The 14,061-nt window shown below is 37.9% G+C and carries 12 protein-coding genes and 1 pseudogene; 1 reads left to right on the top strand and 12 read right to left on the bottom strand.

All coding sequences use genetic code 11. The annotated features are described in order from the left end of the window. Window positions 1-19: 19 nt before the first annotated feature. From dsrJ to ACPUYX_RS04900, 11 genes and pseudogenes are all read right to left on the bottom strand, one after another. Window positions 20-400: a sulfate reduction electron transfer complex DsrMKJOP subunit DsrJ gene (gene dsrJ / locus ACPUYX_RS04950; protein WP_426378600.1), complete on the bottom strand. Its 381-nt coding sequence runs from the start codon at window positions 398-400 to the stop codon at window positions 20-22. Between the two features lie 59 nt (window positions 401-459). Continuing rightward, a complete protein-coding gene (locus tag ACPUYX_RS04945) occupies window positions 460-1,266 on the bottom strand; it encodes a sulfate reduction electron transfer complex DsrMKJOP subunit DsrM (RefSeq protein ID WP_426378599.1) in 807 nt (268 codons plus the stop codon). 262 nt (window positions 1,267-1,528) lie between these two features. Beyond that, complete coding sequence (locus ACPUYX_RS04940; RefSeq protein WP_426378598.1) at window positions 1,529-2,290, bottom strand: c-type cytochrome; 762 nt, start codon at window positions 2,288-2,290, stop codon at window positions 1,529-1,531. 12 nt (window positions 2,291-2,302) lie between these two features. Continuing rightward, window positions 2,303-2,794 carry a cbb3-type cytochrome c oxidase subunit II gene (locus tag ACPUYX_RS04935; RefSeq protein ID WP_426378597.1) on the bottom strand — a complete coding sequence of 164 codons (492 nt, stop codon included), beginning with the start codon at window positions 2,792-2,794 and terminating at the stop codon, window positions 2,303-2,305. After that, window positions 2,787-4,199, bottom strand: coding sequence for a cbb3-type cytochrome c oxidase subunit I (locus tag ACPUYX_RS04930; RefSeq protein WP_426378596.1), 1,413 nt, complete (start codon window positions 4,197-4,199; stop codon window positions 2,787-2,789). The genes ACPUYX_RS04935 and ACPUYX_RS04930 overlap by 8 nt, the downstream gene beginning before the upstream one ends. Before the next feature lie 370 nt (window positions 4,200-4,569). Continuing rightward, a pseudogene (locus tag ACPUYX_RS04925) lies at window positions 4,570-4,899 on the bottom strand (NAD-dependent epimerase/dehydratase family protein); the annotation flags it as partial. Window positions 4,900-6,076: 1,177 nt separating this feature from the next. Next, window positions 6,077-7,300 carry a thioredoxin-disulfide reductase gene (gene trxB / locus ACPUYX_RS04920; RefSeq protein ID WP_426378595.1) on the bottom strand — a complete coding sequence of 408 codons (1,224 nt, stop codon included), beginning with the start codon at window positions 7,298-7,300 and terminating at the stop codon, window positions 6,077-6,079. A 22-nt stretch (window positions 7,301-7,322) separates the two neighbouring features. Continuing rightward, window positions 7,323-7,646 carry a thioredoxin family protein gene (locus ACPUYX_RS04915; protein WP_426378594.1) on the bottom strand — a complete coding sequence of 108 codons (324 nt, stop codon included), beginning with the start codon at window positions 7,644-7,646 and terminating at the stop codon, window positions 7,323-7,325. Window positions 7,647-7,687: 41 nt separating this feature from the next. Next, on the bottom strand, window positions 7,688-9,571 hold the full coding sequence (locus ACPUYX_RS04910; protein ID WP_426378593.1) for an aryl-sulfate sulfotransferase: 1,884 nt from the start codon (window positions 9,569-9,571) through the stop codon (window positions 7,688-7,690). A 65-nt stretch (window positions 9,572-9,636) separates the two neighbouring features. Continuing rightward, entirely contained in the window at window positions 9,637-11,055 is a 1,419-nt protein-coding gene (locus tag ACPUYX_RS04905; RefSeq protein WP_426378592.1) for an SLC13 family permease, read from the bottom strand. Between the two features lie 359 nt (window positions 11,056-11,414). Then, window positions 11,415-12,092, bottom strand: a complete 678-nt coding sequence (locus ACPUYX_RS04900; protein WP_426378591.1) for a Crp/Fnr family transcriptional regulator — start codon at window positions 12,090-12,092, stop codon at window positions 11,415-11,417. A gap of 271 nt (window positions 12,093-12,363) precedes the next feature. On the opposite strand from ACPUYX_RS04900, the gene ACPUYX_RS04895 reads away from it, so the two are divergent. Then, window positions 12,364-13,218 carry a methyl-accepting chemotaxis protein gene (locus ACPUYX_RS04895; protein ID WP_426378590.1) on the top strand — a complete coding sequence of 285 codons (855 nt, stop codon included), beginning with the start codon at window positions 12,364-12,366 and terminating at the stop codon, window positions 13,216-13,218. A 324-nt stretch (window positions 13,219-13,542) separates the two neighbouring features. On the opposite strand, the gene ACPUYX_RS04890 is transcribed toward ACPUYX_RS04895, so the two are convergent. Further along, window positions 13,543-13,716 carry a hypothetical protein gene (locus ACPUYX_RS04890; RefSeq protein ID WP_426378589.1) on the bottom strand — a complete coding sequence of 58 codons (174 nt, stop codon included), beginning with the start codon at window positions 13,714-13,716 and terminating at the stop codon, window positions 13,543-13,545. Window positions 13,717-14,061: the final 345 nt, after the last annotated feature.

The following is a 14,061-nucleotide window of genomic DNA, read 5'->3' as shown; positions in this document are numbered from 1 at the left end:
TAACGGCCCCATTAGCAGATCATTTCTGATGGCATTCCCAGCAGTAAAGCTTCACTCCAGCATATGTATGACATCTCTGACAAAACTGTTCTTCGTTGGAATGACACTTCAGACAGGTTTTTTCAAGACTAATCGTGTATTTCTGACCACGATTGTTAACATATATGGTGTTACCCTCCCGCACATACTCATCACGCCATTTATACAATAATTGCATATGATAATCTTTCATATACTCTGTCGGCTCAACGCATTGTTTGACCGGCATTGCGTTAATGACCGGTGTATCCAGTGATGGAACAGGTGGAACATTTGCCTTTCCTAAACTAGCAAGAAATGGCGAAATGAGCAAGATTATAAATATCAATATTCCCAGGTAGATTCTTTTACTATAAATCATACTCAGTACTCCCTTTCAAGAACTCGACCTTTAATCTTACACCTAGCTTACCGGAGGTTTTAGCCGATGTTTGCTTCATTTTCGGATGCACTCCATTGATACATCGGTTTTCTCGACGACATGGCCAGATAAACCAAAAGGCTGCTGACAAGAAATATATGAATAAATAGAATACTGTCAACGTTCGTTGGGAGAAAGGGCCTGAAAGTAACTAAGCCCATGCCCAATTCCTTCACACTCACTATGTCCACTCGCCAAAAATACACCATAATGATTCCCGACAAAACACTCCCGAGAAGCAGAAATAAAGGGACATAGCTGAAAGGCACAGCGGTATTCTTCGTCAAGGAAGTATAAATACTGCGTAATATGATAACCGCTAAAGCCACCATAAACACGATGTCCGTAATATAAATTACATTGTGAGGAAAGCCAATTGTAAGGAAACTATCTATAGTCTCCAGGCCTTGGATAAACGAGGGTACCGGATTTAGGAACAACCGCAAGTGCCGTATTAAAATAATAAGCAGAGCCCCAAAAAAGATGTAGACACCTGCCCAAAACCAGTTTGAAGGCCCTGACTCTTCTTTCGATTCTTGCCTTTTAATTTTTATGTTTCCGAAGAATGAGCGGAAGTACAGTAATTCTAATATTCTTCTTACCGTCAGTTTTTTTGTCCCCAGCGAATTTTCGGGATTATTTTGTTCTGATTTTAATAGACGATTTATAAAACCAATTGCGAAAATGATTAAAGCTAAGTAGGGTATAACGATTCCAAATACAGCATAAAGTTTGAGAACTCCAACCCCAAACCAAGCAATAAAGGTCAAAGCCAAAACAACTAATAATGAAGACAAAAATTTCATTTAATTAACGCCTCACTTGTTTACAAACTTGAATAGCCCAATAATCAGGACTTTTCTGTTTGAAAAATAAATAATCTTATCTTTTTAGATAAAAGATAAGATTATTATTAGAGTGTGCCCTCAATCAGTTGTCCTATTCGTCTTAGTTTCTAAGTCTAAAACTTTGAATTTTGCCAAAGAAATTTCCCCATCATAACGTAAAAACCATGGAGCATAACTTGTTGTCCATGGTTTTTACGTTGATAAGACTATATTGTTAAGCTTAAAATTTCAGACCTATTAATTTGGCAAAGGCCGCTACATCCTTAACGGACTGAGGCGGTGTATCATCCTTATGTTGTGAATAATAATCATCAAAAAGATTTGGATAATTACTCCCATAGGGAACTTGACTGACGGCAGGCGTCCCTAAAGGAGAACCATTCACCGTAACTGGAGATCTTGTCGTGTCTAAGTCAAAGGCTTGAGTGATATCTCCTGAAACTTCATTAAAGTCCGGCAGAGACTTGTCTTGAGCAAGTACTTTTTTCATATTATCCTGCAGAGAGGGATTGATACTATAAATGTAGGCCATGATTTCCTTGATTTGTTCAGACGTTAAACGTCCAATCCAAGGCTGCATTTTAAAAGGCGCATACTCCTGATTGCCAATATCCGTAGGGTCATCATACATGGAACGAATAACCGCATGTTCAATTTCTTGCTTTAAAAGAATAGGATAAAAAAGGTTGTTACTAGATAGGTCGCTGGAATTCCAACCTGGAACGGCTTTATCCTTTGTTCCTGGGTTTTCATTGCCGCCCTTCCCTTCCGGACCGTGACAAGCAAAACACCCCTCTTGGGCAGAAATTTGCTTGCCTGCAGAAATAAGTTGTTGTCCATTCTGTTGGATTGCAACTTGATTGGACATATCCATTCTATTTAGAGATGAAGGAGCCGCATTTGTTGCATAATACCAGATGCCCCATAATGGTAAGACTATATAAAGTACTTTCAAAATGATAGGGATGCGGTTTTCGGCCATTTAACTCCCTCCTTATTTTAATGTTTGCAAGTAGGCAATTAGGTTATTCAGATCGTTATCACTTAGATAACTAAAAGGCGGCATCCAAGTCCCGGGATTTAACTGTTCCGGATTTTCAAGATGTGTTTTTTGCCAAGTAACAGAGGGCCAACGTGTCCAGACATGACTTAAATCGGGACCGCGTCTGTGCTGTTCAATGAGTAAAGGATTTTGGGCGGCATACCAGGAAGGAAGCGTAACTTCCCCAATATCCCCGCGACGGAAAACGGTACCTGAATTCTCTTCACCGGTGCGTACTTCCTGAGTGTGACACCAGTTACAGCCTTCACTCATGTAGATTTGACGGCCTTGTGCTTGTTGAGGAGTATAATGAACGGTTTCCGCTGTTTCTTTTATTCCTTGAGCACTAACTTCCGGAATGATATAGGTGGTTACTACGGCAAACGAAAAGAACAAAATGAAGCCAAAAAGTAAATGACCGAGGTGCTTTTCAAATTTAAGCATGAAGAGTGACCTCCTTTGGCAGCCGAACTCGTGAAACGGCGTTAATTCTCATGCTCATGACGTAGTTGATGACAAATATTATTTGAGCAGTACCAAAGAGTACTCCGCTAATAGCTAATACGACCATATGAGGGTGCACTGCACGAACTGTGGCATCAATCCAGTGCATACCGGCATTGGTGTTTTGCCAATCGGCACCTTGAATTAATCCGGCCACTGTAAGCCCCAAGAAGATCCCCACAATGCCAATTAAGGAAAAAATAAAATGTAAACTTTGGAGACGCCTGCTATACCAGGCCCCATTAAAGATCTCTGGAGCAAAATAGTAAATAGCGGCAATGCAGATAAAGGTAAAGCCTCCGCCTAGAGCCAGCATAGCATGTGCGGGAACCCATTGGCTAAAATGCAGATACTGTGAAACAAACCGCATAGCTTGGAAAGAGCCTTGTAAACTAACAAGAAAATAAAAGAATAAGCCGGTTGTTAAAAAGGCAAAGCTCGGTTCTTTGAAAAAAAGGTCCCATTTTGAGCCAATTGTTCTATGTATATTCCAAAGAGCAGACGTTACTGGGATAACCATCAAGACGCTGAAAACTGTCGCCTCGGCCATAAGCCAAACAGGAACAGGACCGGCGAGAGTATGGTGGGCACCGACTGCCGGATAACAAAGAACTAATGACCAAAAACCTATAATCGATAATTTATGATTATAGATTGGGTTCTCAGTCATTTGGGTAATGATGAAGTAGGAAGCCCCAATACCCAAAGTAGTAAACCATAAGCCCAGAATATTGTGTCCTAGAAACCAATTTGCGACATTATCAAAGACCCCAAAGAAGGGGTTGGTGAAGAAATCCAGCCACAGCCCCTTACCTAAGATAATAATTAAAGGCATCCAAACAATCGAGCCGGCTAAATACCATAACGACACATGAAGTGTCTTTTCTTTACGTTTAATAAGTGTTTTCCAGACAACGATATTAAGCAGGATAAATGAAAGGATCATTAAGGCGTCACTGGGCCAGATCAATGAAGCATATTCCCGAGCACGGGTTTTCCCCATATCTAAGGCAATAACCCCGATGATGATGGCTAAATTCCAGGACCATATGGCAGCAACAGCTAAACGAGGTTTTTCTAAAGCAGTATTGGTCAGTTTGGGAACAATGGCAAGCAGAATGCCGATAAAACCGATGGATAGCCAGGCAAAAGCCAAAGAATTGACATGAATTTGCCGTAATTTACCGAATTCAACAAAGGGCCTTAGCCGGATTGGCAGAGAATACATGATTTCCGGATGAGCATAAATGATAGATTCCCAGGCCCCAATAAACACTCCAAAAATTAGCCAAACTAAGGCACTCGAAAAAGCCAATCGGACAACATTGCGATTTCCTTCTGTCATATTAACGCTCCTTTCGATATAAATCTCACTATTTTGAATATATCTTCTACGCAAGTAAGTAAAATCCTTCTTAATAAGAAACAAATCAAAAATTAAAATGATTATTTTGATTAATAAGATGCGTATTCAAAGTGAACTCGCTTACGCTAAAGCTGAACATCGGGGCTTCAGATACAATAATGTCCAGTGGACATTATTGCCGAGCCGCCTTTCCCAATAGGAATACTTAGCGGCGAAGGAGGACTCAACCCCACCTGAAGTTTACGAAAGGCCCACCCCCACTTATAGAAGTGGGGGTCTTAAAAACTGGATAAAGAACAAAAAATATAAACTCATTAAAAATATGCCCTCCTTTGGTGGAGGGCATATTTTTAATTGCCGTCAGTTTGCGGGCTGTAACAACGGCTTCAGTAGTTCTAATCCTACTCTCTAATATTTCATGCTTAACTGACTTAGACCATCGACGGTTACCGATTGACTCACCCGCTAAGTTAATTACTACGTCAATTTCAGGTAGCTGATTAATAGGAGCTAACGGGGAATGATAGTCCCATTCAATGACCTTAACCCCATGTTCTAAGGTATTTGTGGTTTTGGAGCGATTCCTTGTTACTATGTATACCTGGTATCCATTCGCAAGTAATTCCACTGTCAGGTTTCTTCCAACAAAGCCCGTTCCTCCAAAGATTAGAACCTTCATTTTTCCCACCTCGTCCTCACCTCTATTCGGTCTCTCCATAAAGAACATAGTATTTTACGCTAACTTCCCGCAAACTTCATGTCTTGACAGTGTTATTCTTAGAAAGTAGCTTTGTTGCCATGAAGGCAATGAAATAGAGGGTTAAATTACCACAGCTAGCATCAGTCGCTTTAATGCTTGTAAATCTCCATTGGGCAAACCAGCTAATAAATAAAATGATACATATGATGGTTATTCTAATAATCTAGCTTTTATTTTTAAGAAAAGAGGTCATCGCATCCATACTGAACCCCCAAAAGGTCAAATATTTGCCAAATTATATGCTGTCTTGTAAGATGCTTCACGTTCTTGTCTCCGACCTAATACAAATGCTCTTCTGTAAAGGATTCTTGATAACGAGGAATGGTTCATAGCTCAATATATAAACATACATTAATATGTAGAAGTGCTTCCCGAATTCTGAAATCTCTACATGATCAATTCTAAAAATTTCGCTGATACTCATTTCGATAGGTTTAGTCGATTGCAATTCTACGTGGCAAAAAATGAAGACTATTATTGTCAATGAAAAAATCATCAAATTTCATAATCCACCAGCTTCTATATAATTAAACAATCCTTTCAATCATATATTGCCTGAATGTTCCATATTTTACCTCTATACTAGAATTCAACAAATTCCTAAATATTCCTGCCAAATATTGCATTGTGCCGCCAATTTCTAAATTAAATTCATTGTATTATAGATAAACAGGGGCGGATTTTTAACTGGCAATTATGAATAGACGTTGATGTTGTTGTCACAGTCGGCTAAATAAATTGTATCTGCTATCATTAATAGCCGTAATAAATTTGGAGCTGCTTAACGTAAAAATGATAATGAACTATAAAAAAAACATCTTACTGAATTGATTTCAATAAGATGTTTTAACCTTTATTTGACCGCTACTTGACCGACTACTTAGAGAAACTTAGGGTATCTTACGGATTTCTAATTAACTTTTGTTCACCCCCGTTCTGAGGTGTTAGAATCGTTGGTCAAAAAACATTGATTTGTTAAAATTCCCTTTCGCAACGACCGGTTAGTGATAACTTAACTATTAACAATCAGCCTAAAATTAATCACTCTCCTTGCCAATTCTTCTGTTGGAAGGAGAGTGATTGATTCGTGAAATCTTTAGTATAACTGAGATTTTAAATTATCTTTAACTGCTGAACAATCCAATCGCATAACTTCCTGACTTTTATCCAATACCACAACGGAGGGCGCCTTTTCGATTGAGTATTTGTGTGCTAGATTTTTCTTCGTGGTCATATCAACTTTCATAATCTTAAACCGTTCCATAAGCTCTTTGTTTACTTCTTCCAATAAGGTGGTAAATTCCAAGCTCTCATTATCTAAGGCATTGAAGAAAAGTAAGAGAACTCGCTTATCACTTTCCAGGACGTTCGAATTGAACGCTTTCATTTCTTCAATATAGCGCTCGGCGGCTACCGCCGCTGTTGCACCGTCTCCGGCAGCAGAGACAACTTGTCTTAAATATTTAACACGATTGTCCCCGGCGGCATAAACTCCTTCAAGGTTTGTCTCCATTAATTCATTGACTGGGATATACCCCCTTCTGTCCATCTCAAGACCGCTTTCTTTAAGAAAGTAGGTCGAAGGTACCATACCCACGAAGAAAAAGACACCCTGACATGCAAGCTCAGTTGAGCTGCCGGTTTTTAAGTTCTTAATCTTAACCCCTTCAACATTATCTTGACCCAAGACTTCTTCTATCGTGGAATTCCAGATAAATTCCATTTTTTCATTTTGAAATGCTTTTTCGGCACTCACTTTATTGCAATCAAGAATACCTTCGTCATGGAGCACAATCACAATGACTTTCCGAGCGAATTTAGTAATGTACATACCTTCTTCAATGGCCTGATCCCCGCTGCCGACAACAACAACATCTTCACCTTCGAAGAACTCAGCATCACAAGTAGCGCAGTAAGCAACCCCACTGCCTCGGAGCCGTTTTTCACCAGGGATATTCAAAAGTCTCGGTTCACTGCCGCAGGCGATAATAACTGCTTTGGCCGAAAAAACGTTGCCCTTTTTCGTGGTGATTATCTTATCTTCTTGTGAGAAATCCGTTCTTACGACTTCATCACGTAAAAATTCTACCCCAAAGGATTCGGCGTGCTTTTTAAAGTCCTGCATGAGATCTTCACCGCTGATTTGTCCATATCCGGGATAGTTAACAATTTCCCGAGTAGTATTTACCAACCCACCAACGGTACCTTTATTGATAACCAGTGTTTTAAGTCTGGCTCTTCCACCATAGATTGCCGCTGTTAGCCCAGCAGGTCCCCCACCGATTATAATAAAATCATAGGATTTTTCCACGTTTTCCAATCCTTCTCTCTTATTTCCTAGATTATTTAAGATATTCTTTGATTTTTTCTTCTATTTCCTCTTCATCAACATTCCCCGTGAGTTTACCTTGGTATTCCCCATCTTTGAAAAATAAAATTTGAGGAACTCCTTTGAGTGACAGAGATTGATATAAAGGCTTGTCCTCCTCAACATCAACATGGTAAAATCCAAATTCACCCTCATATTGGGGGATTAACTCTTCAACTTTGGGAACGACTTCCTTACATACATGACAGGTTTTTCTGGAGAAAACGACTAAACAAGCTTCACCTGCATCATATATTTTCTCTTCAAAACTATTAGCATTTAACTTTGATAATGACATTTTTATCCTCCTTGACAAATAAGAGCTAATACACAAAAAGGTTATGCTTGGATGGTAACACCTGTTTCATAAACTTTTTCATCAGCAACTAGTTTTACTTTATACTTGCCCGATAATCCTGTTTTGTTGATAAAGGTATCAACATTCCTAGGATCAGCTTTCTGAAATGTTCCTACACACATGGCTTTGAAATCTTGAGCCACTGTATTAATTGGGTATCTTAAGGCATCTCCGCTTTCAGGTACTAAAAGAATCTGAGCTATATCGCCGCTTTCAAAGATCCCATTGAAATTAAAACGATCTTCTTCTTCAATAATCCTTGCTTCATAATGTTCCGGAACAAATTCTCCCGTTTCGTTAGCTTTTATTTTCATCCGCGTGGTTTGCGTCTTAATAAGTTGTCCGAGTTTTTGGCCTTCGCCAAGTTCTGCAATTTCATGCGCATAATAAAGAGGAAGTTTCTCGGCTCGATAGCAGTTAGCTGGAACCTGTAATTCATAAACTAACTCATCATTTACAAGCTCGCACGTAATAGAATTGAATGTGTAAACATTGTCCTTGAATTCAGGAAGTCTAGCTTTTCTAACCGCTAGGATTCCTTCACTTGTTACACCGTTCTCATAGCCGATACCCCCAGAGTGAACCATATAATGACCTTCATTATAATACTCTACATTACATATATATGGAGAGAAAAAGTCGGCACCGCGTTCTTTTCCATATTGCCAAATTTGCTCAATCGTCATTTTATCTGTGTCAATCCGGTAGCGAACTCCACGAGAAAAGTTATTCTTATTTGCACGGTAGTTTTCTTTATTCTTTGACCGGAAATGCCCATTATCAAAGACCATGATGTCACCATCCGGCAAGACAACACAGGCATGCTGCTCATACTGCCAATCGAAATCTCCATCACCCACAGGAGTGAAGAAATATTTGTCCACCATGTCTTGTGGCCAACATTCTGGATCTCCAATGATCCAATTCAATTTGCCTGTCTCATAGTCAATATTAATAATGGCATCCTGGTGCCGCCCAGAAAGAGTCAGAGTATTAGTCTTTTTGTCATACCAGACAGCATTGTTATGAAACCAATCATGCTCATCTTGACTCCCTGAACCAGCTACATCTTGAGGTAATATTGTTTTGAAGTCCCATGTTTTAAGGATTTCACCGGTTTGATGATCAAGAAGCACACAAGTATCTTCTACCGTTCCAGAATAGAAGTCAAAGGTGAGTACTAAAATATTGCCATCGTCCATCACAAACTGGTCATGGTGATATCCGCTGGGCAATACATATTCTTTGAAAATTTTACCGCTGAAAGCCATTTCATATAAACCACTTGTAAAATAGGGCATTTTTACTAGACGCTCAGTACCAACCAAAAGATGTCCGTTCGGCATTCGCTTTAAATCAAAGTTAAAGTTCGTATTAGAATACCAACGTATATCACCGGCGTAATCATAACCGGCAGGCTTTGATCGCATAGCTGTCGTAAGGAGCATAATGTTATTGCTCATATATTCCGACGTTGTTTTAATGGATGTTGCAACTGCAACATCAGAGGGTAATGGATCTGTTTTTATTTGAATCGTTTTTCTTTCTGAATTGGAAAGAATAATATCAACAGTGTTTTCATAATCCGCATAAAGGCCATATACAGGAAGAATGTGTTTTGTGGCAGAGGGGAATGTGTGGCGGATATCCCCTGGATGTTTCTTTCCTTTCACAACAATGGTCGTTTCACAGGCTACCGGCGTATTAAATAGAAGCATTGCAGTTAAGGGAGCAATTTCATAAGGGTTTAGAACGATCAAGGGATTATCCAGTGTATAATTACCCATTTCAAGCTTATCAAGAAAAGCCTTTTCAAGTTCATTTTGTCTTGTGATAATGTGGGGAATCCTATCGTATTTAATCATATATTCATTCTCCTCATTAATAAAATATCCGTTTTGCAGAAATGTCTCATTCATAAAATCCGTTGTTAAAACAAACCTATTAGCTTCCAGAAGGGCACTGCAATCACAATAATAAAGATAATATTAAAAACTAGTTTGATACTAAACGCTTTCATTAAGTTTTTTAGTGATAAGTAGCCATAACTGTACGCTAGGAGAACCAGGGCATATTCATACGGAAAAATTACTTGTTCCATACTTTGATTCCAGACATACAGAACGGGCACCGGATTTACTCCGGCATGTTGGGCTAATCTTACGATTGGCTCAGTTAATGTAGCTAGAGCTGCTAAAGGTGTCATCAAAAATTTAATGATAATCCCAAACACCCATACAGAAGTTAAAGTATATAATTTTGAGCCACTCATAATAGGTGTAAGTAAGTCGGCTAAGAACTTACTGCCTCCAACACTACTGGCAACTGCTCCAATAGTCAGTGTTGCGGTGACGAAAATAATTATCGAGAAGTTAAGTTTTTTTAGTGAATCAGGTTTTGCCAAACCAACACCTGGTAAGTAAATGACTCCAACAAACAATGGGAACAACCAGCCAACTTGAACCTTATGATAGGGTTCTGTCAAAATCGCAATAACGATAAGAGCCAAAATTACAATCATTTTCTTTTCGGCAAGTGATAATTTACCCAACTTCTTTTTCTCTTCTATAAAATATGCTTTTGAATTAATATTCCGCTCCGATTTAAAAAGCATATCTAAAATGAAGGCACACAAGAAACACCAAATTAAGGTTATTAAGCCATTATTAACAAGATAAGATGTCCAACTACTGCTTACTCCTAATTTGGCTGCTGTTTGATAAGCAATCATTGTCTGACTTGCAGAAGTGAAGAAAATATAACCTGGGTTCAAGGCAGAAAAAATACCGGCGAGCATAATACCCGAACTAGCCTTTCCGCCGTTCTCAAGCTCTAATGCTTGACAAATACTGTAACTGATCGTGGCAAATAAGAGGACTCTAGCTGTCAAGTCAGTAATTGTTAAAGATAATATTACGCCAGCAATGGTCAAGCCATAAATGATACCGCGATAAGATCCCCCCGTTATTAAGATACACCAACAAGCTACTCTCTTTAGCAACCCAGTCTCTTCAGCAATACTTGTGAGAATCATCCCACTTAATACTAGCCAAGGTATATAGTTAGACCATGCACTAAATACAACATTTGTAGGTGCTAAACCAAGCAACATGTACACTACCGGTAAAAGCAGTGAAACAATCAGGTTTGGGACAATTTCAAAAGCCCATAAAAAGATAGCCCCTAGAGAAAGAGCAAAGAATTGTTTTATATGACTTGTAAAGTGGGCCGTTGTAGGGATAAAAAGAATTAAGAGTGGTATACCGAGTGATATAAACCAATATAAAATGCTTCGATTGAAATGGGTTACCTCATCTTGATGTTTTAATTGAGTGTTGTTATTACTCATACAAAACCTCCAATTATTTTTTGGGCTCATACATTTATGACACCTGTCTAGTCACCTTCACATACCATCTCCCTTATATGTTTATAAATAGTTCTTGTGATTACAATAACATCAAGAATCAGTTTCTTACTGTTGTTGAGACTACAATAATACAATATAAAAATTTTATAGTAGTAGCATTTCTCATACAATTTTCAATCTAATTTTAAGTTTTAATTCAGTAATTTATAATCTTTTTTAACATGCAAGAGACCTGAACTTTTGCGTAAGCATAGGTTCCAGGTCTCTTAAGGATCTTCCATATAAATACTTATTTTCGACTAAGTTATAAGCCTAAATTTTTTTAGCTTTATGTTAGCTTAGGTATTTTGTTCCTTTTCTATTAATTCTAATAAAATTGATGGATTGCTGACAACAATTCGTTTTCTTTTTATATCATGTTCAATAATTCCATCATTTTTTAAAGCAACCAATAGTTTATTCACTGTTACTCTATGAAGTCCAAGTAAATCTGCTAAATCTTGTTGGGATATGTTAGCGGTATTGCCAGGTCTAGTCTTCGTCATGAAATATAACATTCTATACAATCGCATTTTCGGTGAATTTAAACTCAAATCATAAATTTGTCGTGTAAGAGTTTGAATTTTGCTTGCCATTCGAGTTAACATATCTACCATTATTTCCGAATTATGTAGTATTATTTCCATAATTGCCTTACGGTCAAAAGCATACACGATTGAATCTCTTTCGCAAGAGATTAACATACTACATTCCCTTCCTAGGAAAAAAGGTGCTTCTCCAAAAATATTTCCGCTTTCTATATACCATACAGATTTTTTTTCACCCTCAAAATTGAGATAGCTCATCTTAATTTGGCCTTCATTTAAATAATACAGTTCATCAACGATCTGACCATTCCAAAGTATTATATCATTCTTTTTGTACTGTCTTTTTGAAGCAAATCCTAAGACCTTTTCCCAAGAAAACGTTGTAGTTGCAACCCAAGGCGACCAAAAATTTGAAATCTCATCTTCCATTACCATTCTCCTCAATATTTTCAATATAAGAATAACTATCGCCATAAAAACTTTAAATTGTTATATTTGAATTATTGTAGTTTAGACTACAGTCTCAAAAGTTTATAAGTGTTATCATACTCATAAGTATACCATTAAGTAGTGATTGGGCAGATAAGAATGACATTGTTGTCGGATATGAGTAAATATGTCTGAAAATTGATTTGGATTTTACGGCATATTACACGATCTTAACTTATTCTATTCTTAAATTATATACTATTTGTGGAGAATGGTGGTAAAAAAACAGATGCAAATGAAATACCTTAAACAATTTATTGAAATCATGCCAGTCTTAAATGAAGTTATGCAAGAGGATATCACGATAGTTGTAATTGATACCAAAAATATGACTGTCATGGCTTATGCACCCGGCAAACTTGATAGAAAGGTAAAAGTTGGAGATCCAATTGAAAGAACTAAGCATCACGATTATGCAATCAGAAACAAAAAACAAGTATTTACGAAAATCCCCAAAACATACTTTGGGGTTACAGCCAAAGGACTTCTTACTCCAGTTTGCGATGAAAATGGAGAGGTCTGTGCTTTAATAAATATAACCCAAAGTATTGAAAAGGAATCTAAAATTGAAGAAAGAATATCTATGATTTTCTCATCCTTGGAACAACTAAACGCTGGTATAGAGGAAGTTGCTTCCAGTTCGCAGGAAATATCTACTTTTATTAAAGAAATTGACGATTTTAGTTCGCAAACAGTAGATAAACTAAAGAACATCGAGCAAACAATTAATAATATAAAAAACATCTCTAAGAATTCGCATCTTCTAGCATTAAACGCATCTATTGAAGCGGCACGAGCTGGAGATATGGGAAAAGGATTCAGTGTTGTAGCTAACGAAATGGGGAAACTCTCTGATTCAAGTAAGGAATCAGCGGAAAGGGTAGCAGAATCTCTTTTAGAAATAAAAAATGCAATTGAATTTATTAGTGAGAAAATTAAAATAACCAGCCTTTCAACTGGGAACCAAGCCGCCGCAACTGAAGAGATGGCAGCAACTAGCGATGAAATTGTTTCAGTCTCAAAACAGCTCAATGAATTTGTTCAAATTGAAAGTTTCAATGCATGACAAATGGCCCTGAGCCAGGCAGTTAAGGCCCTTGGAAATGTTCACGTATAGGCTTACTCCTTTTGAGAACTAAATGTTATTCACCAAGACGTTATGTATCTGCTACATACGTATGTAGCAAAACCGTGCTCCGAAAAGCACGGTTCTTTCTTTAGTGACTAGAATAATAAAATGTCGGAAGAAATTTTATTACCACCACCAAGGGAAAAATCCGAAACCAAAGAACGGCCAACCGAAACCAAAACCGAAGCCCCATCTGCGACCCCACCACATAAGAACCCCTCCTTTTATACTGTAGTTATTATTGAGTGGTTACCAATTAAGCTAAAAAATAACTCCTAAGGCGACTAAAATAAGAACTGCGATAAAAATAATTCCTACGCCCGTGCAGACAGGAACAACCGGCAAAGGTCTACAACAGGTGTAAACAGGTCCGATGTGTGGCGGAGCACCAACAGGTGTAATGTGTGGAAAACGGCTTACACAACATCCGAACATAATATATCCTCCCTTCAAGAATAAGATTTTAGATTAAAACACAATGCCCATTGCTATAAGCAGAAGAATGATAACAACTACAATTCCAATACCCGGCAAGAAGTTAGGGCCACAACAACCATCTACAGCTGCTCCTCCGAATGCCATATTACATATCCTCCCTTAATCGTGTTTTTCCGTTTTGATCTATGTAATACATAATATGGTAGTCTCAAAGACATGTTACTAGCTTTAACGCGCGAAGTTCAAAAAATGATATATTAAGTCACAATATAAAGCGATGAGAAACCTGTCCACATTGAAAGAACAAAAGCATAGCTATTAATTTTTCTTCCTTTTATCTTA

The organism is Desulfosporosinus sp. SYSU MS00001 (assembly GCF_049943955.1).
Taxonomy (GTDB): domain Bacteria; phylum Bacillota; class Desulfitobacteriia; order Desulfitobacteriales; family Desulfitobacteriaceae; genus Desulfosporosinus.
The sequence above is the reverse complement of the archived record's forward strand: the minus strand, read 5'-3'. Positions and strand labels throughout refer to the sequence as shown.